20 protein-coding genes are annotated in these 20,655 nt (G+C 44.5%); 10 read left to right on the top strand and 10 right to left on the bottom strand.

The window, feature by feature from the left end:
• Nucleotides 1-125 precede the first annotated feature (125 nt).
• Complete coding sequence (gene can, locus NL643_RS02065) at nt 126-794, top strand: carbonate dehydratase (protein WP_005379996.1); 669 nt, start codon at nt 126-128, stop codon at nt 792-794.
• Nucleotides 795-871: 77 nt separating this feature from the next.
• Here can and hpt read toward each other — a convergent pair whose 3' ends face one another.
• Entirely contained in the window at nt 872-1,402 is a 531-nt protein-coding gene (hpt, locus tag NL643_RS02060; RefSeq protein ID WP_005379995.1) for a hypoxanthine phosphoribosyltransferase, read from the bottom strand.
• Nucleotides 1,403-1,720: 318 nt separating this feature from the next.
• Here hpt and opaR point away from each other — a divergent pair, with 318 nt between their 5' ends.
• Complete coding sequence (gene opaR, locus NL643_RS02055) at nt 1,721-2,335, top strand: transcriptional regulator OpaR (protein ID WP_031780576.1); 615 nt, start codon at nt 1,721-1,723, stop codon at nt 2,333-2,335.
• 146 nt (nt 2,336-2,481) lie between these two features.
• Here the strand turns inward: opaR and lpdA are convergent, their stop codons facing one another.
• From lpdA to ampD, 5 genes are all read right to left on the bottom strand, one after another.
• Nucleotides 2,482-3,909 (bottom strand): dihydrolipoyl dehydrogenase, encoded by a 1,428-nt coding sequence (lpdA, locus tag NL643_RS02050; RefSeq protein ID WP_005379993.1) that lies wholly within the window; start codon nt 3,907-3,909, stop codon nt 2,482-2,484.
• Nucleotides 3,910-4,176: 267 nt separating this feature from the next.
• Nucleotides 4,177-6,069 (bottom strand): pyruvate dehydrogenase complex dihydrolipoyllysine-residue acetyltransferase, encoded by a 1,893-nt coding sequence (aceF, locus tag NL643_RS02045; RefSeq protein WP_253643825.1) that lies wholly within the window; start codon nt 6,067-6,069, stop codon nt 4,177-4,179.
• Nucleotides 6,070-6,088: 19 nt separating this feature from the next.
• A complete protein-coding gene (aceE, locus tag NL643_RS02040; protein WP_005396679.1) occupies nt 6,089-8,752 on the bottom strand; it encodes a pyruvate dehydrogenase (acetyl-transferring), homodimeric type in 2,664 nt (887 codons plus the stop codon).
• 48 nt (nt 8,753-8,800) lie between these two features.
• Nucleotides 8,801-9,568 (bottom strand): pyruvate dehydrogenase complex transcriptional repressor PdhR, encoded by a 768-nt coding sequence (gene pdhR / locus NL643_RS02035; RefSeq protein ID WP_005396680.1) that lies wholly within the window; start codon nt 9,566-9,568, stop codon nt 8,801-8,803.
• A 406-nt stretch (nt 9,569-9,974) separates the two neighbouring features.
• Nucleotides 9,975-10,526 carry a 1,6-anhydro-N-acetylmuramyl-L-alanine amidase AmpD gene (gene ampD / locus NL643_RS02030; RefSeq protein ID WP_253643824.1) on the bottom strand — a complete coding sequence of 184 codons (552 nt, stop codon included), beginning with the start codon at nt 10,524-10,526 and terminating at the stop codon, nt 9,975-9,977.
• A gap of 92 nt (nt 10,527-10,618) precedes the next feature.
• Between ampD and nadC the strand changes: the two genes are divergently transcribed.
• The 8 genes from nadC (at nt 10,619) to yacG (ending at nt 17,841) form a co-directional block, all read left to right on the top strand.
• Entirely contained in the window at nt 10,619-11,506 is an 888-nt protein-coding gene (nadC, locus tag NL643_RS02025; RefSeq protein ID WP_151515107.1) for a carboxylating nicotinate-nucleotide diphosphorylase, read from the top strand.
• Between the two features lie 261 nt (nt 11,507-11,767).
• On the top strand, nt 11,768-12,226 hold the full coding sequence (locus NL643_RS02020; protein WP_047008977.1) for a pilin: 459 nt from the start codon (nt 11,768-11,770) through the stop codon (nt 12,224-12,226).
• Between the two features lie 14 nt (nt 12,227-12,240).
• The gene (gene pilB, locus NL643_RS02015) at nt 12,241-13,926 is read left to right on the top strand and encodes a type IV-A pilus assembly ATPase PilB (protein ID WP_253643823.1); all 1,686 of its coding nucleotides are present in this window, start codon (nt 12,241-12,243) and stop codon (nt 13,924-13,926) included.
• Between the two features lie 23 nt (nt 13,927-13,949).
• The gene (locus tag NL643_RS02010) at nt 13,950-15,173 is read left to right on the top strand and encodes a type II secretion system F family protein (protein ID WP_074191781.1); all 1,224 of its coding nucleotides are present in this window, start codon (nt 13,950-13,952) and stop codon (nt 15,171-15,173) included.
• Between the two features lie 64 nt (nt 15,174-15,237).
• Nucleotides 15,238-16,107: an A24 family peptidase gene (locus NL643_RS02005; protein WP_253643822.1), complete on the top strand. Its 870-nt coding sequence runs from the start codon at nt 15,238-15,240 to the stop codon at nt 16,105-16,107.
• The gene (gene coaE, locus NL643_RS02000) at nt 16,108-16,722 is read left to right on the top strand and encodes a dephospho-CoA kinase (protein ID WP_253643821.1); all 615 of its coding nucleotides are present in this window, start codon (nt 16,108-16,110) and stop codon (nt 16,720-16,722) included. It begins immediately after the preceding gene.
• 27 nt (nt 16,723-16,749) lie between these two features.
• Entirely contained in the window at nt 16,750-17,490 is a 741-nt protein-coding gene (gene zapD, locus NL643_RS01995) for a cell division protein ZapD (RefSeq protein WP_012841416.1), read from the top strand.
• Nucleotides 17,491-17,646: 156 nt separating this feature from the next.
• Nucleotides 17,647-17,841, top strand: coding sequence for a DNA gyrase inhibitor YacG (yacG, locus tag NL643_RS01990; protein WP_005396692.1), 195 nt, complete (start codon nt 17,647-17,649; stop codon nt 17,839-17,841).
• Nucleotides 17,842-18,507: 666 nt separating this feature from the next.
• Here the strand turns inward: yacG and rplS are convergent.
• The 4 genes from rplS to rpsP are packed head-to-tail and all read right to left on the bottom strand — an operon-like array spanning nt 18,508 to nt 20,500.
• A complete protein-coding gene (gene rplS, locus NL643_RS01985) occupies nt 18,508-18,861 on the bottom strand; it encodes a 50S ribosomal protein L19 (protein ID WP_005379971.1) in 354 nt (117 codons plus the stop codon).
• A 41-nt stretch (nt 18,862-18,902) separates the two neighbouring features.
• The gene (gene trmD / locus NL643_RS01980; protein WP_085342646.1) at nt 18,903-19,646 is read right to left on the bottom strand and encodes a tRNA (guanosine(37)-N1)-methyltransferase TrmD; all 744 of its coding nucleotides are present in this window, start codon (nt 19,644-19,646) and stop codon (nt 18,903-18,905) included.
• Nucleotides 19,647-19,673: 27 nt separating this feature from the next.
• Complete coding sequence (gene rimM / locus NL643_RS01975) at nt 19,674-20,222, bottom strand: ribosome maturation factor RimM (RefSeq protein ID WP_005379964.1); 549 nt, start codon at nt 20,220-20,222, stop codon at nt 19,674-19,676.
• Nucleotides 20,223-20,251: 29 nt separating this feature from the next.
• Entirely contained in the window at nt 20,252-20,500 is a 249-nt protein-coding gene (gene rpsP, locus NL643_RS01970; RefSeq protein WP_005379962.1) for a 30S ribosomal protein S16, read from the bottom strand.
• Nucleotides 20,501-20,655: the final 155 nt, after the last annotated feature.

Here is a 20,655-nt window from a genome sequence, read left to right as displayed (position 1 = left end):
GAGTCCTGTCTGACGAATATTTAACGAGATCGAAATTGTAACATTGTGTATAGTTACAACACTGATCGCTTGCATGTTCATATAAGCGGCAGCGCTTTTGTCTTTTAAGGGAAGTAGTTTGCAAGATGCCGGAAATTAAACAGTTATTTGAAAACAATTCAAAATGGTCTCAAGAGATCAAATCTGATCGACCTGAATACTTCGCAAAACTCGCAGAGGGTCAAAAGCCCGATTTTCTTTGGATTGGCTGTTCTGATAGCCGTGTCCCTGCCGAGCGACTAACCGGACTATACTCGGGTGAACTATTCGTTCATCGGAATGTTGCAAACCAAGTCATCCATACTGATCTCAACTGTCTGTCCGTCGTTCAATACGCCGTAGACGTTCTTAAGGTTAAGCACATCATTGTCTGTGGACACTATGGCTGTGGTGGCGTAAACGCTGCCATTGATAACCCTAAGCTAGGTCTTATTAATAATTGGCTGTTACATATCAGAGATATCTATTTCAAACACCGCACTTACCTAGATCAAATGCCGCAGCAAGATCGAGCAGATAAACTAGGCGAGCTTAATGTCGCAGAGCAAGTGTACAACTTGGGTAACTCAACCATCCTGCAAAACGCTTGGGAGCGTGGGCAAGATGTTGAAATTCATGGCGTGGTATACGGAATTGAAGATGGTCGTTTAGAGTACTTAGGCATTCGTTCTAACTCTAAGGAAACCGTAGAAGCGTCTTATCAGAAAGCCCTTTCGACGATTCTAAATACAGACAATAAGCTGCTTTGTCGCTAAGCTACATCTAAAAGTTGAACAAAAAACGCCCATCTGAGATGGGCGTTTTTTTGTATTTTTAATGCTGCTCTCAATGATTATTCTTGAGGTACAACTTTACCGATGTATGGTAAGTGGCGGTATTTCTGCGCGTAATCAATACCCACACCAACGACAAACTCATCTGGGATTTCAAAACCAATCCAATCCACAGGAACATTCACTTCACGACGAGATGGTTTATCTAGGAGCGTACAAATCGCGATAGACTTCGGCTCACGCAGCGATAAGATCTCACGGATTTTATTTAGTGTGTTACCTGTATCAATGATGTCTTCAACAAGCAAAATGTCTTTGCCTTTGATGTCATCATCCAAATCTTTCAAGATACGAACGTCACGTGAACTTTCCATTGTGTTGCCGTAGCTTGACGCTGTCATAAAATCAACTTGGTGAGTCAGTTCGATAGCACGTGCCAAGTCTGCCATAAATACAAATGAGCCACGCAATAAGCCTACCAACACAAGATCTTCACTACCTTGATAACGCTCTGTAATTTGTTTGCCTAATTCACGAACTCGTTCCTGAACTTCTTGCTCAGAAATCATGACTTCTATTGTATGTTTCATACTGTGCTCAATCTAATTTGTGGGTTGAGGTAAGTCGCACGCAAACGATCACCTAATCTTACGGCGTGTAGTGTATCACCACGTTCATTGGGTTGAAAGTCACATCCTGTTGCCAAAAAATCTTGGAAGAAGGTCTTAGTTTTATAAAGTTCATAGCTAATTTTATCAATAATAATTACATTACTGTATATAAATTGTTCTACAGATGTTGACCTTGTTGATATGCACCATTACACTCATCACTGCTTTAAGCAACTATTAAAATAATCAATTAGGGGGTTACCCCCAATATCAACTCAAATGGCAAGGAAAATGGATATGGACTCAATTGCAAAGAGACCTAGAACTAGGCTTTCCCCGATCAAACGTAAGCAACAGTTAATGGAAATCGCATTGGAAGTGTTTGCGCGCCGCGGCATCGGTCGTGGTGGTCACGCAGATATCGCAGAAATTGCTCAAGTTTCTGTGGCGACCGTTTTTAACTACTTCCCGACTCGTGAAGACTTAGTTGATGAAGTACTCAACCACGTCGTACGTCAGTTCTCGAACTTCCTATCGGATAACATCGACTTAGACTTACACGCACGTGAAAACATCGCCAATATTACTAATGCAATGATCGAGCTTGTCAGTCAAGACTGTCACTGGCTAAAAGTTTGGTTCGAGTGGAGTGCTTCAACACGTGATGAAGTATGGCCATTGTTTGTTTCAACTAACCGTACTAACCAGTTGCTGGTACAAAACATGTTCATTAAAGCGATTGAACGCGGCGAAGTGTGTGACCAGCACGATTCAGAACACTTGGCAAACTTGTTCCACGGTATTTGTTACTCACTGTTTGTCCAAGCGAACCGTGCAAAAAGTGAAGCGGAACTTAAGCACCTTGTTAGTTCATACTTAGACATGCTTTGCATTTACAACCGTGAACACTAAAGCTTAACTCGCAATATATGTCAGCCCACCGTTTGGTGGGCTTTTTATTGTCAGCTGTCAGCTGAACACACGTTTTATATTCCTAACTAACAAGCATAAAAAAACCGCTGCAATGCAGCGGTTTCTATCATTCAGTCAGAAAAAGCTTACTTCTTCTTAACTGCTTTTTTGTTTGGCAGGTCAGTGATTGAACCTTCAAATACTTCAGCAGCTAGACCTACAGACTCATGTAGAGTTGGGTGAGCGTGGATAGTCAGAGCGATATCTTCTGCATCACAGCCCATCTCAATTGCAAGGCCGATTTCACCAAGTAGTTCACCACCGTTAGTACCAACGATAGCACCACCGATTACGCGGTGAGTTTCTTTGTCGAAGATTAGCTTAGTCATACCGTCTGCACAGTCAGATGCGATTGCACGACCTGATGCTGCCCATGGGAATGTCGCCACTTCGTACTTGATGCCTTCTTCTTTCGCTTCTTTTTCAGTCTTACCAACCCAAGCTACTTCTGGCTCAGTGTACGCGATTGAAGGGATAACTTTAGGGTCGAAGTAGTGCTTCTTACCAGAGATAACTTCAGCTGCTACGTGACCTTCATGCACACCTTTGTGAGCAAGCATTGGTTGACCAACGATATCACCGATCGCGAAGATGTGAGGAACGTTAGTACGCATTTGCTTATCAACGTTGATGAAGCCACGCTCGTCAATTTCTAGACCCGCTTTTTCACCGTCGATTAGCTTACCATTTGGTACACGACCGATAGCAACTAGAACCGCATCGTAACGCTCAGCTTCAGCTGGCGCTTTCTTGCCTTCCATTGAAACGTAGATACCGTCTTCTTTTGCTTCAACTGCTGTTACTTTCGTTTCTAGCATTAGCTTGAACTTGTCTTTGATACGCTTAGTAAATACTTTCACGATATCTTTGTCTGCTGCAGGAATTACCTGGTCAAACATTTCAACAACTTCAACTTTAGAACCTAGAGAGTGGTAAACCGTACCCATTTCTAGACCGATGATACCACCACCCATGATAAGCAGTTTTTCTGGCACTTCTTTTAGTTCAAGAGCGTCAGTAGAGTCCCAAATACGTGGGTCTTCATGCGGGATAAATGGCAGTTTGATTGGACGAGAACCAGCCGCAACGATTGCGTTGTCAAAGTTAACAACTGTTGGCTCACCTTCGCCTTCTACAAGGATAGAGTTAGGGCCAGTGAACTTACCGTAACCGTTAACTACTGTTACGTTACGCATCTTAGCCATGCCGCTTAGGCCGCCAGTTAGTTGGTTAACAACTTTTTCTTTCCAGATGCGGATTTTGCTGATGTCTGTTTGAGGCTCACCGAACACAACGCCGTGGTCAGCCATCGCTTTCGCTTCTTCAATTACTTTAGAAACGTGAAGCAGTGCTTTAGATGGGATACAACCCACGTTCAGACATACACCGCCAAGCGTGCTGTAACGTTCAACTAGTACAGTTTCAAGACCTAAGTCCGCACAACGGAATGCAGCGGAGTAACCAGCAGGACCAGAACCAAGTACAACAACTTGGGCTTTAATTTCTTTGCTCATTTTGACCTCTTGTAGTCATTATCCCTAACAGGCTGAGTGGGTATCGATTTTTTATGTTTAAGAGAGATTTGTTTTAAACAGTTATTTTCAGACCGCTAACAGTTTACAGAGATGTTAATGGTGTGAAAAGTAAATCAATTTAGCCTGTGAGCTAGACAACAATTCGATTGTGAAAACCCTGAACGAAGCAAGGCTGATAACCAAATTGTCGGTAATTATGATTAGCAGAGGCGGCTAAGTCGCCGCCTCTCATTCATCTAATTTCTATTACAGAACTAGACGACGAATGTCAGATAGACATGAGTTTAGGTAAGTGATGAAGCGCGCACCTTCAGCACCATCGATCACACGGTGGTCGTATGATAGAGATAGTGGAAGTTGTAGACGCGGTTCGAACTCTTTACCGTTCCATACCGGTTTCATTTCTGACTTAGACACACCTAGGATACCAACTTCTGGCGCGTTTACGATTGGAGTAAACGCCGTACCGCCGATACCGCCTAGGCTAGAGATAGTGAAACAGCCACCTTGCATGTCAGCAGCAGTTAGCTTACCTGCACGTGCTTTCTTAGAAACAGCCATTAGCTCTTCAGATAGCTCGTAGATGCCTTTCTTGTTCACGTCTTTAAATACCGGAACAACAAGACCGTTTGGTGTATCTACCGCGATACCAACATTCACGTATTTCTTCAGAATTAGGCTCTCACCGTCTTCTGATAGAGAAGAGTTGAACGCTGGGAACGCTTCAAGCGCTTTAGCTACCGCTTTCATGATGAACACAAGTGGCGTGATCTTCATGCCAGTGTCTTTCTTCGCTTCAATCGCGTTTTGCTCTTTACGGAATGCTTCAAGAGCCGTGATGTCTGCGTTATCCCACTGTGTAACGTGCGGGATCATTACCCAGTTACGGTGTAGGTTTGCACCAGAGATCTTCTTAATGCGAGATAGCGGTTGAACTTCTGTCTCACCAAACTTGCTGAAGTCCACTTTTGGCCATGGTAGTAGACCAAGAGCCGCGCCGTCGCCTTTACCAGATGCTGCTGCACCTGCGCCAGACTCAAGACGCTTAAGTGCATCTTTCACGTAAGCTTGAACGTCTTCTTTTAGGATACGGCTCTTACGACCAGAACCTTTAACCTTAGAAAGGTTAACGCCAAATTCACGCGCTAGACGACGAACAACTGGAGACGCGTGAGCGTACTCATCGTTTTCTTTGAAATCGCCAGTCGCTGCTGGAGCTGCTGCCGCTGGAGCTTCTGCTTTAGGAGCCGGAGCTGCAGGTGCTGCCGCTTGAGCTGGAGCTGCTGCAGGAGCAGGTGCTGCGCCCGCCACTTCGAATACCATGATTAGTGAGCCAGTAGACACCTTGTCGCCAGCTGCAATCTTGATTTCTTTAACCGTACCAGCAAATGGTGCAGGAACTTCCATAGAAGCTTTGTCACCTTCAACAGTGATTAGAGATTGCTCTTCTTCCACTGTGTCGCCAACTGCAACCATGATCTCAGTAACTTCAACTTCGTCGCCGCCGATATCTGGAACGTTCACTTCTTTTGCCGCAGACGCTGCTGGAGCTGCTGCCGCAGGAGCTGCCGCTGGTGCTGGTGCTGCTGGAGCGCCTGAACCTGCTGTTTCGAATACCATGATAAGTGAGCCAGTCGATACTTTATCGCCAGCTGCAACTTTGATCTCTTTTAGAGTCCCTGCGAATGGCGCTGGAACTTCCATAGAAGCTTTGTCGCCTTCAACAGTTAGAAGAGATTGCTCTTCTTCGATGCTGTCGCCAACGGCAACCATGATTTCAGTAACTTCTACTTCATCACCACCGATGTCTGGTACGTGAACTTCTTTTAGTTCTGCCGCTGCTGCTGGAGCTGGAGCTGCTGCTGGAGCTGCTTCTGCCGCAGGAGCAGGTGCAGCGTCAGCTGCACCCTCGGCTTCGAAAATCATGATTAGAGAACCAGTAGAAACCTTGTCGCCTTCTGCAACTTTGATTTCTTTAACGATACCCGCTTGAGAAGCAGGAACTTCCATAGAAGCTTTATCGCCTTCAACTGTGATCAGAGACTGCTCTTCTTCAACCTTGTCGCCAACGCTTACAAGAATCTCAGTAACTTCAACCTCATCCGCACCGATGTCTGGTACATTAATTTCGATTGCCATTTCTTATCTACCTTCTTAATTAAGCGTATAGCGGGTTTGTTTTCTCTGTGTCGATGTCGAATTTCTTAATTGCTTCTGCAACTACAGATTTCTCAACTTCGCCACGTTTCGCTAGTTCAGTTAGCGCTGCTACTACTACGTAACCTGCGTTCACTTCGAAGTGACGACGTAGGTTTTCACGGCTGTCTGAACGACCGAAGCCATCAGTACCAAGAACTTTGAAAGACTCAGCAGGAATGTATGCACGAACCTGCTCTGCGTAGTTCTTCATGTAGTCAGTTGCTGCGATAGCAGGCTCAGTACCCATTACTGTTTGGATGTAAGGTACTTTCGCTTCCGCTTCTGGGTGAAGCATGTTGAAACGCTCTGCATCTTGGCCATCGCGAGTTAGTTCGTTGAATGACGTTACAGAGTAAACATCAGAAGCAACACCGTAATCTTCGCTTAGGATTTGAGCTGCTTTACGTACTTCATTCATGATAGTACCAGAGCTCATCAGCTGAACTTTCGCTTTGTCGCCCGTGTAAGTTTCTAGCTTGTAGATACCTTTACGGATGCCTTCTTCAGCGCCTTCTGGCATTGCTGGCATTGCGTAGTTTTCGTTCATTAGCGTTAGGTAGTAGAACACGTTTTCTTGTTCTGGACCGTACATGCGACGGATACCGTCTTGCATGATTACTGCTACTTCGTACGCGAATGTTGGGTCGTAAGAAATACAGTTAGGAACCGTACCCGCCAAAATGTGCGAGTGGCCGTCTTCGTGCTGTAGACCTTCACCGTTCAACGTTGTACGACCCGCAGTTGCACCTAGTAGGAAACCACGTGCTTGTTGGTCACCAGCCATCCACGCCATGTCGCCAACACGTTGGAAGCCGAACATTGAGTAGTAGATGTAGAACGGAATCATTGGTAGGTCGTTTGTCGAGTATGAAGTCGCAGCAGCAACCCATGAAGACATAGCACCTAGCTCGTTGATACCTTCTTGTAGAACCTGACCTGAAGTCGCTTCTTTGTAGTAAGAAACAACGCCACGGTCTTCTGGTGTGTAAGTTTGGCCGTGCGGGTTGTAGATACCGATTTGACGGAACAGACCTTCCATACCGAATGTACGCGCTTCGTCAGCAATGATAGGAACGATGTTCTTACCAATGTTCTTGTTCTTAAGTAGAACGTTTAGTGCACGTACGAATGCCATAGTAGAAGAGATATCACGCTTCTGTTCTTCTAGTAGTGGCTTGAATTCTTCTAGCTCAGGAACGATGAATTCTTGAGTGAATTTTGGTAGACGCTGTGGTGTGTAGCCGTGTAGCGCTTTACGACGAGCGTGTAGGTATTCGTACTCTTTTGAACCTTCTTCAAGTTTCAGGTACGGAAGTTCTTTCACAGCTTCGTCAGTTAGGATGTCTTGAAGACCTAGACGATCACGTAGGTGTAGTACGTGAGTCATGTCCATCTTCTTAACTTGGTGCGCGATGTTCTTACCTTCAGCCGCTTCACCCATGCCGTAACCTTTAACAGTCTTAGCTAGGATTACTGTTGGACGACCTTTAGTTTCTGCCGCGTTTTTGTATGCCGCGTATAGCTTAGAAGACTCGTGACCACCACGCTTAAGTGCGAAGATTTCGTCATCAGTCATGTCAGCAACAAGTGCCGCTGTCTCTGGGTACTTACCAAAGAAGTGCTCACGTACGTACGCGCCATCTTTTGATTTGAATGTTTGGTAGTCGCCATCGATCGTTTCGTTCATAAGCTGTAGAAGCTTACCAGAAGTATCTTTAGCTAGTAGTGAATCCCAGTTGTTACCCCAGATTACTTTCACTACGTTCCAACCAGCACCTTTGAACAGACCTTCAAGTTCTTGAATGATCTTACCGTTACCCATTACAGGGCCATCTAGACGCTGTAGGTTACAGTTGATTAGGAAACATAGGTTGTCTAGTTTCTCACGCGCAGCGAAAGAGATAGCACCACGTGATTCTGGCTCATCCATCTCACCGTCACCTAGGAACGCGTAAACGCGCTGCTCTGAAGTATCTTTAAGACCACGGCCTTCTAGGTACTTAAGGAAACGAGCTTGGTAGATAGAAGCGATTGGACCTAGGCCCATCGATACTGTCGGGAACTGCCAGAATTCAGGCATCAGTTTAGGGTGCGGGTATGAAGGAATACCTTTGCCGTCTACTTCTTGACGGAAGTTGTCTAGCTGCTCTTCAGTTAGACGACCTTCAACGAATGCACGTGAGTAGATACCTGGTGAAATGTGACCTTGGTAGTAAACTAGGTCGCCACCGTCCTTCTCGTTTGGCGCACGGAAGAAGTGGTTGAAACATGTCTCGTAGAACGCAGCAGAAGACTGGAAAGACGCCATGTGGCCGCCTAGCTCTAGGTCTTTCTTAGATGCACGTAGAACGATCATGATAGCGTTCCAACGAATAATTGAGCGAATACGACGCTCAAGTGTTGTGTCACCTGGGTATGCTGGTTCTTGGTCTGCAGGAATCGTGTTGATGTAGTTAGTTGTGATACCTGTTGGCATATCAACACCGTCTAGACGTGCTTTATCTAGAACTTGCTCTAATAAGAATTGAGCACGCTCTAGACCTTCTTCACGTACAACTGACTCAAGCGCTTGTAGCCATTCTTGAGTTTCCAGTGCATCTACGTCATGCTTCATATCAGACATGGCGATCTATCCTTCTGTTGGTTGGATCTACTTATTTAAGTAACGCTCTTACGAGTCGTTACCCTGCTGAATTCGACGTAGAGAACGCTCTCGTCGAGACTCTTCTCGAGTCAAATCCAACAATGTTTCTTCGATGTAAGCCAAGTGCGAGTGGGACATTTCTCGCGCCTTTTCAGGCTGACCAGAAACAATCGCATCCACGATATTGGCTCGGTGTTTACTGACTTTCTCGACCGCTTCTGGGCGGCGACGTAGTAATTTAAAATTTTGTAGAATATTTTGCTCAAGCAAAGGCGCTAAGCTTCGAACAATGTGCAACAAAACCACGTTGTGCGCGGCTTCTGTCAAAGCGATCAAAAATTGCATCACTTCCGCAGATTCAGCTTCGATATCGTTGTTTGCTTGCTCTTGGCTAATGCGCTCAAGGCAACCTTGAATACGCGCAAAATCTTCTTCGGTACCACGTAAAGCTGCAAAGTAAGCTGAAATTCCTTCCATTGCATGACGAGACTCAAGCACATCAAGCTGGGTTTCAGAATGACTAGACAACAAATTCAACAAGGGATCTGAAAAGCTCTTCCAGATATTCTCACTTACGAATGTTCCGCCACCTTGGCGACGAGTTAACAAACGCTTCGCTTCTAAGCGTTGAATGGCTTCTCGGACTGAAGGACGAGACACATCGAACTGTCTTGCCAGTTCACGCTCTGGAGGCAGTTGTTGCCCCGGAGACAATGTTCCTTCCACTATCAACCTTTCTAACTCTTGTTCTATAACATCAGAGAGTTTTGGCTGACGAATCCTTTGATAAGCCATAATTTATTGTTCTTCTACTCTTGCAGGTAATTGGTAATACCAATTTTAAGTTGGTGCAGAAATTAACATAATTAAAACGCCACTGTCCAGCCGAAAATTGACCTAAATCATAGAACGAGCTTACTTCCAACACTCTGATAACAATCGACTGTTAAAACAGCAATAGAATTGGTATGACCAATTACATAAAGCATACAAATGGGAAGTCGACGTGCTAGCAATTTTGGAAAAGAAATACAGAAAATGACAAAATTATCAGTCTATTTCTTCACCAAAATGGCGTATACGAGCGTAAAAATGTAGTTAACTTTTAACAATCATTAATATTTCTGGTATCAAAAAAAGGCATACCTGATCGTATGCCTTATTTATTTCGCTTTTTTTGAATTTACACTTTCGCTACAAATCAACGCTGTATAAGCTGTCTATATTTCACCCAATCAAAGCTTAGACCAGGATCGCTTTTTCTCAAGGGCGCAATATATTGATGACCGGTAATTCGTGGCAGGGTGATGTGGGGATAAGACTGCATAATTACCTCAGTGATCTCTGCAAGTGATTGATATTGCGCTTCTGTGTAGGCAGTAAATTCTGTCCCTTCAAGCTCGATACCAATGGAATAGTCATTACAACGCTCCCTGCCCGCGAAACTGGATTGACCGGCATGCCATGCTCTATCGAGAAAAGAAACAAATTGAACGACCTCGCCGTTTCTCTTAATCAAGCAATGTGCAGAAACGCCCATTTTGTGAATAACTTCAAAAAATGGATGTGCGTTTGGGTCTAGCTTGCCAGTGAAGAAGTCCTCTATATATGGTCCACCAAACTGCCCAGGAGGCAAACTGATGTTGTGTACCACCAGTAGAGAGATGTCGTTTGTATCAGAGCGGGCATCAAAAAATGGTGACGGAACATGCTTTGCCTGTGTCAGCCAGCCATTCTCGATAATTGGGCGCATATCAACCTCTCTACTTTGCAAATTAACTGCTGAAATTATTGACACCGGAGAGTATCATCCGTTGCCATCTCCCTTTCAAGACAAGATTTGCGATGAAGAACACACACAACATTCAAGAACGCCTAGAATACCTTAAACAACAACTCCCTTTAGAGATCACTCGCTCTGTCGCTGATACCTTAAAAGAAGATCTAGGTGGCAGTGTCGACGTAGATAACGACATTACTGCATCTTTGATCCCTGCCGAGGCAGTTAATACCGCAACGATTATTACTCGCGAGCATGGTGTGTTCTGTGGTCAAGCATGGGCTGATGAAGTTTTTAAACAGCTCGGTGGTAAGGTCAGCATTGAATGGCACGTAAAGGACGGCGATAAAGTCGAACCTAACCAAACCCTTTGTACGCTGACAGGCCCTGCTCGTGACTTGTTAACTGGTGAGCGTAACGCAATGAACTTCATCCAAACGCTGTCTGGCTGCGCAACAGTTACCGCAGAGTACGCTGAAAAGATCGCGCATACTGAGTGTCGTCTACTAGACACACGCAAAACCATTCCTGGTCTGCGTAGCGCACTAAAATACGCCGTGACCTGCGGTGGTGGCTTTAACCATCGCATCGGTGTGTTCGACGCTTACCTTATTAAAGAAAACCACATTATTGCTTGTGGTGGTATTACTCAAGCGATCCAAAAAGCGAAAGAGCTCAACCCAGGCAAACCGGTAGAAGTAGAAACGGAAAGCTTAGAAGAGTTGAAACAAGCGATAGACGCCGGTGCCGACATCATCATGCTAGATAACTTCACAAAAGAAATGATGCGTGAAGCCGTAGCGATTAACGCAGGTCGTGCCGCTTTAGAGAACTCCGGCAACATTACGCTAGAGACCATCGCAGAATACGCAGAAACCGGTGTCGATTACATTTCGGTAGGCGCGTTGACTAAGCATCTAAAAGCGATGGATCTTTCGATGCGCTTCAAATAACAAAAGCAACAAATCTCAAATTACTTCAACTAACTCAGTGGGTTGTGAGTAATTCATCATTAAAAAGGGCCAATTGGCCCTTTCTTTTTATCCACTAAAAAATAGTACTACTCGCAAAACTCTGCATGCGATATGCAACTTTTCACCAAAGAGTTTTATCTCACTCGAGAGCCCATCTCTTCCCCATTTTCAACCCACCTTAACTCTCCATAATCTTTCGCTAATGCAAGAGCATTATTAATTTTTAGGAAAGGGTTAAAAATGAAAAACAGTAAACAGAAAAAACAACAGGGTTTTACTCTGATTGAATTGATGATTGTGGTAGCAGTTATCGGTGTTTTAGCAGCGATTGCAATTCCTCAATATCAAAAATATGTAGCGAAATCAGAAGTCGCATCCGCATTAGCTACATTAACTGGTGTAAAAACTAACGTTGAAGCTTACGCTGTAGAAAATGGTGCTTTTCCGGATGGTTCAACAGCTAACCAAACAGAAGCAGATCTAGGTGTACCGAGCACAATCCCTTCAGGTGTTATCGCATTTTCAACTGCTAGTTCAGCTGGTGGCACTATCAAGTTCACGTTCAATGCCTCAGGCGTAAGTAACCTTATCACTAGCAAAAACTTTGAGTTGGTTCGTGCTTCTGATGGTACTTGGACATGTCAAGGCTCCTCAGCTAGCCCTGTTACAGACGATTTGTTACCAAAAAACTGTCGCTAGTGTCGCTAGTATAGATGCTAACCAACCTCTCAACCATTCTTCGCCAAAAAGGGTTACTGACGTTTTCCCAAGAAGAATCGTTAATAGAGCAAGTCAAAGCTTCTGGCATTTCAATGCCGGAAGCTTTACTCAGTTCTGGATTATTAACATCAAGCGAGCTAGCTGATCACTTAAGTTCTCTCTTTGGTTTAAATCAGCCCGAGTTATCTCAGTACGAGTATGCTTCGCTTTGTCAACAGCTCGGTCTACGTGAATTAATCACTCGACATAACGCACTCCCACTCCAGCGTACGCCTTCAACGTTGTTATTAGCCGTTGCCGACCCCACGAACCAGCAAGCAGAAGATGACTTTCGTTTTGCGACTGGTTTACAGATTGAATTGGTGTTGGCGGATTTTCGTCAACTCAGCGCGGCAATTCGACGCTTATATGGTCGTTCATTGAGTCATGAGAAGTCCGGGTTAAAAGAGATCAACCAAGAAGAGTTAGCCAATCTGGTTGACGTGGGCGCAGATGAAATCGACAACATTGAAGACTTGAGCCAAGACGAATCTCCTGTTAGCCGTTACATAAACCAAATTCTGTTGGACGCTGTGCGCAAAGGCGCATCCGATATCCACTTTGAGCCTTATGAAAAGATGTACCGCGTTCGCTTACGCTGTGATGGCATCTTAATTGAAACACAGCAGCCACCAAGCCACTTAAGTCGCCGCTTATCCGCTCGTATCAAAATCCTCTCTAAGCTTGATATTGCAGAGCGACGTTTACCACAAGATGGGCGTATTAAGCTCAAGTTGAATCAAGACACCGCAATTGATATGCGTGTATCCACGCTACCTACTCTATTTGGAGAGAAAATTGTACTACGACTGCTCGACAGCAGCTCTGCGTCATTGGATATCGACAAGCTTGGTTATAGCAAACAACAAAAACAATTGTACTTGGATGCGCTGCGTCGCCCACAAGGCATGATTCTGATGACAGGGCCAACCGGGAGCGGAAAAACCGTTTCTCTGTACACTGGATTGAGTATTCTCAATAAGCCAGAAATCAACATTTCCACAGCAGAAGACCCGGTAGAAATTAACTTATCGGGCATTAACCAAGTACAAGTACAACCCAAGATCGGCTTTGGCTTCGCAGAGGCGTTACGCTCTTTTCTTCGTCAAGACCCCGATGTGGTCATGGTCGGTGAGATTCGTGACTTAGACACTGCGGAAATCGCCATAAAAGCATCGCAAACCGGTCACTTAGTACTTTCAACCTTGCATACCAATTCTGCGGCTGAAACGGTTATTCGTTTATCAAACATGGGCGTAGAAAGCTTTAACTTGGCCTCATCTCTTAGTTTGATTATTGCCCAGCGCTTAGCCCGTAAACTGTGCTCGCACTGCAAACAATCACAAGAGCTTACCGTTCAGCTACAACATCTCGGAATTCAAGCAAGCGACAACATTTTTAAAGCCAATCCCGATGGATGCAATGAGTGTACCCATGGTTATTCCGGCCGAACGGGGATTTATGAAGTGATGCGCTTTGATGAATTTCTTTCCGAAGCGCTTATTAAAGGCGCGTCGGTACATGAACTAGAAAAACTCGCCATCGCAAATGGTATGAGCACGTTACAAATGTCGGGCATAGAAAAACTCAAACAAGGGATCACAAGTTTTAGTGAACTACAGCGCGTACTTTATTTTTAATCCTTTAATCAGCAGTCACCTCTATGAAAACCACTACACCACAACTTAAAAACTTCCGCTGGAAAGGCATCAACAGTTCAGGCAAAAAGACGTCTGGACAAACTCTCGCGATGACAGAAATTGAAGTACGCGAGCGTCTAGACGCACAACACATCAAGATCAAGAAGTTAAAGAAAAGCAGTATCTCGTTTCTAACTAAACTCAGCCATCGCGTGAAAGGCAGAGACATCACGGTGTTTACCCGGCAAATTTCGACGATGTTGATAACCGGTGTCCCCTTAGTTCAGGCTTTAAAATTGGTCTCAGAAAACCACAAAAAAGCAGAGATGAAATCCATTTTGATGAGCGTGACACGCGCCGTTGAAGCGGGTACGCCCATGTCAAAAGCCATGCGCACTGCAAGTGAACACTTTGACCCACTCTATACCGACCTTATCGCCACAGGTGAGCAATCCGGTAACTTAGCAGAAGTATTCGAGCGCTTAGCCACCTACCGAGAAAAAAATGAACAACTCCGTGCGAAAGTGATCAAAGCCCTGATTTACCCAGCCATGGTAGTGCTAGTAGCGTTAGGCGTCTCGTTTATCATGCTCACCAAAGTCATTCCCGAGTTTGAAAAAATGTTTGTTGGTTTTGGTGCTGACTTACCTTGGTTTACCAGGCAAGTATTAGATCTTTCCGCCTGGACACAAAACTGGAGTCCGTTTATCGCACTAGGCTCCATTAGTTTATTCATCTCGGCGAGAATCCTCTCTAAGCGTTCAGATTCTTTTCGCTTAATGCTCAACCGCTCTGTGCTTAAATTTCCTGTTCTGGGCCCTGTATTATCAAAAGCTGCTATCGCCAAATTTAGTCGAACACTCGCCACAAGCTTTACAGCGGGTATTCCAATTCTAACCAGTTTAAAAACCACATCAAAAACCTCAGGAAACTTACACTATCAACTCGCCATAGAAGAAGTTTACCGTGATACCGCCGCAGGTATGCCAATGTATGTTGCCATGCGTAACTGTAATGTGTTTCCTGAATTAGTGTTACAAATGGTCATGATCGGTGAAGAGTCTGGTCGACTTGACGATATGCTCAATAAAGTTGCAACGATCTACGAGTTTGAAGTCGATAACACCGTCGACAACCTTAGTAAAATTCTAGAGCCGCTAATTATCGTTTTTTTAGGCATCGTTGTTGGCGGATTAGTGACAGCAATGTACTTGCCAATCTTTAACTTAATGAGTGTATTGGGCTAGAATGAGCTGTTAACTCCTTTAAAACAGCATCTTGCTGATTTCACTCATCGCTCAAGAGACAAATATGGAAGTATTCCAGTACTACCCTTGGCTATTCGTTGTGTTTGCCACCATCTTCGGTCTGATCGTGGGTAGCTTCCTCAATGTGGTTATTTATCGACTACCTAAAATCATGGAACTAGAATGGCGACGCGAATGTGCCGAGTCATTTCCTGAATACAAAATAGAACCTCCTAAAGAAGTGCTGACCTTGAGCGTCCCACACTCCTCCTGTCAGAAGTGCGCAACGCCGATACGTATTCGAGACAACATCCCTGTGATTAGCTGGCTGCTTTTAAAAGGCAAATGCCACAACTGTCAGACAGCCATTAGCGCACGCTATCCACTGATTGAACTGCTCACTGCGTTCTGCTCAGGCTTTGTCGCTTACCACTTTGGTTTTAGTTACTTTACCGTTACCCTACTCTTTTTCACTTTTATCTTAATCGCCGCAACATTTATCGATCTCGATACTATGTTGTTACCTGACCAATTAACATTACCATTAACTTGGGCTGGCATTGCCTTAGCATTAGTCGAAATAAGTCCTGTTACTCTACAAGATTCTGTCATTGGTGCTATTGCTGGTTACCTATGTCTCTGGTCCGTTTACTGGGGCTTTAAGCTACTTACTGGTAAAGAAGGAATGGGATATGGTGATTTTAAGCTACTAGCAGCACTAGGGGCTTGGCTGGGCTGGCAGTCACTGCCGATGATCATTCTACTTTCTTCTGTGGTTGGCATCGTATTTGGCATCATTCAACTACGCTTGCAAAAACAGGGAATTGAAAAAGCTTTTCCTTTCGGTCCTTACTTAGCAATTGCTGGTTGGATAAGCTTAATTTGGGGCGACCAGATTTTAAACTGGTACTTTACTTCAGTTCTAGGAGTGTAAATGGCTTTGGTTATTGGTTTAACAGGTGGTATCGCTAGCGGTAAAACAACCGTCGCGAATCTGTTCAAACAACAATTTAAAATCGATATCGTCGATGCCGACATTGTTGCAAGAGAAGTCGTCGAGCCAGGCACTCCCGGCCTAAACGCGATTATTGAACATTTTGGTCACAATATCGTTCGTGAAGACCAAACTTTAGATCGCGCAAAGCTGAGAGAGAAAATCTTTTCAAACTCAGATGAAAAAGCATGGCTCAACGCACTGTTGCACCCGATAATTCGTGAAAAGATGATCGAAGATTTGCAGCAAGTCACCTCAGAGTATGCGTTACTTGTGGTGCCGTTGCTCGTAGAAAACAAGCTAGACAGTTTGTGTGATCGAGTTCTTGTCGTCGATGTAGAACCGAATACACAGATATCTCGCACGATGAAACGAGACAATGTGAGTGAAGAACAAGCTCACGCTATCCTTGCCTCTCAAGCATCAAGAGAGCAAAGACTCGCGCTTGCAGACGATGTGGTTAAGAATAATCCAAGTGACCCAGATCTTTTGCTTCAAATCACAGATTTGCACGAAAAGTACCTAGCCATGTGTAAGAAAAATCTGCGAAAATAGGAACGAAACTCACAAAGGCTTATGTCGATGACCACGCACAAATTTGAACATCCGTTAAATGAGAAAACTCGTATTTATCTAAGAGTGGAGTCTCTGCTGCGTCAGGCTCACTTGGCCTCTGGGTTTAGCGAAAATCACCAGTACCAACTGTTTTTCCGTGCGTTATTCGATATGGTTGAGATCTTCGAACAGATCCAGCTGAAAAGTGAACTGGCCAAAGATTTAGAGAAGCAACGGCTGTCGTACCGCCATTGGCTAAATGTTGATGGCGTCGATCAAGACGCATTAAATACCCTACTACAAGAGATAGATGTCGTTCATAGCCAACTGATGGGTGCAGAGCGTTTTGGTCAAGCACTAAAAGAAGATCGCTTCTTAAGCTCTATCCGCCAACGCTTTAATCTGCCGGGTGGTTCATGTTGTTTTGATTTGCCAGCGTTACATTACTGGCTTCACCTACCCATTGAACGTAAAAAGCATGATGCACAGCAGTGGCAAGTAAGCTTAAAGCCCTTATCTGATGCGCTTTCGCTATGGTTGAAACTCACCAGAGAGACCGGACATTTCAAAGCTCAAATCGGTCGTGCGGGTTTCTTCCAAAGTGACGCTGATGAAGCCAATATTCTAAGGCTCCACATCCCAATGGAATATGGCGTTTATCCTATGATTTCTGGCCATAAAAACCGCTTTGCGATCAAGTTTATGTCGTTTGAAAACGGTCAAGCGTGCACACAAGATATTGAGTTTGAACTTGCTGTGTGCAGCTAAGACGACACTAAGCCTCCCCCACAATCTAAAATTCAACGCTTTGTTACGCTTATATTGGATAAAATTTCATAGCAGCAATAGCGCGTTGAATAAGCCATCTTGAATTCATTTAGGTATACTACCCTTTAACACCAATTAGTAATGGGACGCTCAACTATGTCTAAAATTACCATCGTTCAATGCCCACAATGTGGCGCCGACGTAGAATGGGGAGAACAAAGTCCTCATCGCCCTTTCTGCAGTAAACAATGCCAAATGATTGATTTTGGTGAATGGGCAGATGAAGAAAACACCATCCCAGGCGCCCCCGATATGTCCGACAGTGATGGCTGGTCTGAAGACCAGTATTAATTGAGGCACTAGGGTAAAGGAATATCCTAGGCTCCTTCTTGGGGAGTCTGAATCACGCTCTTTCGTCGCTGTCCAGAGTGACGAATTTTAACCGCGGAGCCCTGTAATCTTTGGTCATCATTTGCCGTCATTCCGAGGAGCCATAGCGACATCAGGAATCTACTCACTGTAAGGACGCAGCTAAAGCTGACGACTTAAACACTTACATGCTCGACTAGTAGATTCTGAATCACGCTCCTTCGTCGCTGTTCAGAATGACGAATTTTAACCGCGGTACCCTGTAATATTTGACCATCATTTCCCGTCATTCCGAGGAGCCATAACGACATCAGGAATCTACTCACAGCAAGGATGAAGCTAACAACTTAAACACTTGCATTCTCGGCTAGTAGATTCTGAACCACACTCCTTCGTCGCTGTCCAGAGTGATGAATTTTAACCATTGCGGTCTGCAATCGGTATTCATTCACCCCTTTTCAACTCTGACTATTTTGATGATCTAGCAAAGCTATTTTTATTCGAGCAAGGCGGAAGCGTGGAGAGCATGCCAGTGCATGAGCATCGACAGTACAGGTCGGGTGAAAAGAAACGAGCAAGCTAATTACACAAATAAAAAAACGGAGCCCTAAAAGGACTCCGTTTAAGATGAGAACGCTAGTTATAGCATTACTTCTTAGCAAGTTTCTCTTTGATACGAGCAGACTTACCAGAACGCTCACGTAGGTAGTACAACTTGGCACGACGTACTGCACCACGGCGTTTAACTTCGATGCTATCAACGATTGGAGAGTGTGTTTGGAACGTACGCTCAACACCTTCACCGTTAGAGATCTTACGTACAGTGAAAGCAGAGTGTAGACCACGGTTACGGATTGCGATTACGACGCCTTCGAAAGCCTGTAGACGCTCACGGTCACCTTCTTTTACCTTAACTTGAACTACAACAGTGTCACCTGGTGCAAATTTAGGTAGGTCTGATTTCATTTGCTCTTCTTCAAGAGCTTTGATGATGTTACTCATTTTTTAAATTCCTAGAATAAACTGATACTAAATAAATTAGGTTACTTTGCGTTATGTTCACTAATGAACTCAGCAAGTAATTGTTCCTGTTCGTCAGTCAGAGCTAGGTTTTCCAGGAGCTCTGGTCTTCTAAGCCAAGTTCGGCCCAGCGACTGTTTTAGTCGCCATTGACGAATGTCCTTGTGATTGCCTGACATCAGTACCGCTGGTACTTCTTTGTCATCCAACACTTCTGGACGCGTATAGTGAGGGCAATCTAACAAGCCATTTGCAAAAGAGTCTTCTTCTGCTGACGCGAAATCCCCTAGTACACCCGGAACAAACCGAGAGACAGAATCGATTAACGTCATGGCTGGTATCTCACCACCCGTCATCACAAAATCACCAATCGACCATTCTTCGTCGACTTCAGATTGAATGATGCGCTCATCTATCCCTTCGTAACGACCACAAATCAGAAGCAAGTTCTCATTTGTTGCCAGTTCTTCTACTCCTTTCTGGTCGAGCTTGCGACCTTGAGGAGAAAGGTAGATGACTTTCGTCTTGCCCGGTGAGGCTGCTTTCGCGGTATGAATGGCATCGCGCAAAGGCTGAACCATCATTAACATACCAGGGCCACCACCGTAAGGTCGGTCATCGACTGTGCGATGTTTGTCGTGAGTGAAATCTCTAGGATTCCAAGTCTCAATCGACAAAAGACCTTTTTTAACCGCTTGACCTGTTACTCCAAAATCAGTAACAGAACGGAACATTTCTGGAAAAAGGCTAATAACGCCAACCCACATGTTTATCTCGCTCTGTAATTTTGGAGATTAGAATCCAGGATCCCAGTCAACTTCGATCCGTTGAGCTTCGCGATCAACATTAATGATCACTTGCTCTTCAAGGAACGGGATTAATCGTTCCTTCTGCCCGAAAGCATCTTTAAGATTTGCTTTAACAACCAGAACATCGTTTGAGCCAGTTTCTAGCATGTCAGTAACGACACCTAGATCGTAACCTTTAGTGGTTACAACTTGCATCCCAAACAATTCGCGCCAGTAGAACTCATCTTCTGACAATTCAGGAAGTACCGCAGGGTCAATAGCAATTTCAAAGTTCGTCATTAGATGCGCGTCTTCACGAACATCCATGCCTTCCAGCTTAGCCACCATACCTTTGTTATGGCGCTTCCAGCTTTCTACTTTGTACTCAACCCACTTACCCTTTTGGTTAATGTACCAAGGGCTGTAATCGAAAATGCTTTCAGCATTGTCTGTGTAGGAAAAAACCTTAAGCCAACCTCGAATGCCGTAAGTAGCACCAAACTTGCCTACAACAATCTTTTCGTTGCTCATTGTTTCTTTACCTTTCATCGACATAAACTAGTTTCTACTTTTCAAGTAAAAAATTAAGCCGCTTTTTGAGCGTCTTTAACTAGCTTAGCAACGCGGTCAGATACAGACGCGCCTTGACCAACCCAGTGGTTAACGCGGTCTAGGTCTAGACGTAGACCTTCTTCTTGACCTTTAGCAGTTGGGTTAAAGAAACCAACTTTCTCGATGAAACGGCCAGTTGCAGCGTTGCGGCTGTCCGCTACTACGATTTGATAAAATGGACGCTTTTTAGCGCCGTGACGTGCCAAACGAATGGTTACCATGTCGTCCTCTTTGCTTTCTCAAAAATAAAATTAACCCCAAAAACCATTCAAGAAATTAAATAGTTTGGGGTCTCGTGCCAAAATAAAGCTCCGGAATTTTACTCTTCTCCCGGAGCAATGCAAGGAGTTTAGTTACTTTTTCACCAACATAAATT

This window comes from Vibrio sp. Y42_MX_L11 (genome assembly GCF_024181785.1).
In the GTDB taxonomy this organism is placed as follows: Bacteria; Pseudomonadota; Gammaproteobacteria; order Enterobacterales; family Vibrionaceae; genus Vibrio; species Vibrio diabolicus.
This window is presented reverse-complemented; position numbering and strand designations above follow the sequence as displayed.

Bases quoted from the DNA above. Each gene is read 5' to 3' on its own strand.
- can (WP_005379996.1), top strand. From the start codon at position 126: ATGCCGGAAATTAAACAGTTATTTGAAAACAATTCAAAATGGTCTCAA.
- hpt (WP_005379995.1), bottom strand. From the start codon at position 1,402: ATGAAACATACAATAGAAGTCATGATTTCTGAGCAAGAAGTTCAGGAA.
- opaR (WP_031780576.1), top strand. From the start codon at position 1,721: ATGGACTCAATTGCAAAGAGACCTAGAACTAGGCTTTCCCCGATCAAA.
- lpdA (WP_005379993.1), bottom strand. From the start codon at position 3,909: ATGAGCAAAGAAATTAAAGCCCAAGTTGTTGTACTTGGTTCTGGTCCT.
- aceF (WP_253643825.1), bottom strand. From the start codon at position 6,069: ATGGCAATCGAAATTAATGTACCAGACATCGGTGCGGATGAGGTTGAA.
- aceE (WP_005396679.1), bottom strand. From the start codon at position 8,752: ATGTCTGATATGAAGCATGACGTAGATGCACTGGAAACTCAAGAATGG.
- pdhR (WP_005396680.1), bottom strand. From the start codon at position 9,568: ATGGCTTATCAAAGGATTCGTCAGCCAAAACTCTCTGATGTTATAGAA.
- ampD (WP_253643824.1), bottom strand. From the start codon at position 10,526: ATGCGCCCAATTATCGAGAATGGCTGGCTGACACAGGCAAAGCATGTT.
- nadC (WP_151515107.1), top strand. From the start codon at position 10,619: ATGAAGAACACACACAACATTCAAGAACGCCTAGAATACCTTAAACAA.
- NL643_RS02020 (WP_047008977.1), top strand. From the start codon at position 11,768: ATGAAAAACAGTAAACAGAAAAAACAACAGGGTTTTACTCTGATTGAA.
- pilB (WP_253643823.1), top strand. From the start codon at position 12,241: ATGCTAACCAACCTCTCAACCATTCTTCGCCAAAAAGGGTTACTGACG.
- NL643_RS02010 (WP_074191781.1), top strand. From the start codon at position 13,950: ATGAAAACCACTACACCACAACTTAAAAACTTCCGCTGGAAAGGCATC.
- NL643_RS02005 (WP_253643822.1), top strand. From the start codon at position 15,238: ATGGAAGTATTCCAGTACTACCCTTGGCTATTCGTTGTGTTTGCCACC.
- coaE (WP_253643821.1), top strand. From the start codon at position 16,108: ATGGCTTTGGTTATTGGTTTAACAGGTGGTATCGCTAGCGGTAAAACA.
- zapD (WP_012841416.1), top strand. From the start codon at position 16,750: ATGACCACGCACAAATTTGAACATCCGTTAAATGAGAAAACTCGTATT.
- yacG (WP_005396692.1), top strand. From the start codon at position 17,647: ATGTCTAAAATTACCATCGTTCAATGCCCACAATGTGGCGCCGACGTA.
- rplS (WP_005379971.1), bottom strand. From the start codon at position 18,861: ATGAGTAACATCATCAAAGCTCTTGAAGAAGAGCAAATGAAATCAGAC.
- trmD (WP_085342646.1), bottom strand. From the start codon at position 19,646: ATGTGGGTTGGCGTTATTAGCCTTTTTCCAGAAATGTTCCGTTCTGTT.
- rimM (WP_005379964.1), bottom strand. From the start codon at position 20,222: ATGTCGATGAAAGGTAAAGAAACAATGAGCAACGAAAAGATTGTTGTA.
- rpsP (WP_005379962.1), bottom strand. From the start codon at position 20,500: ATGGTAACCATTCGTTTGGCACGTCACGGCGCTAAAAAGCGTCCATTT.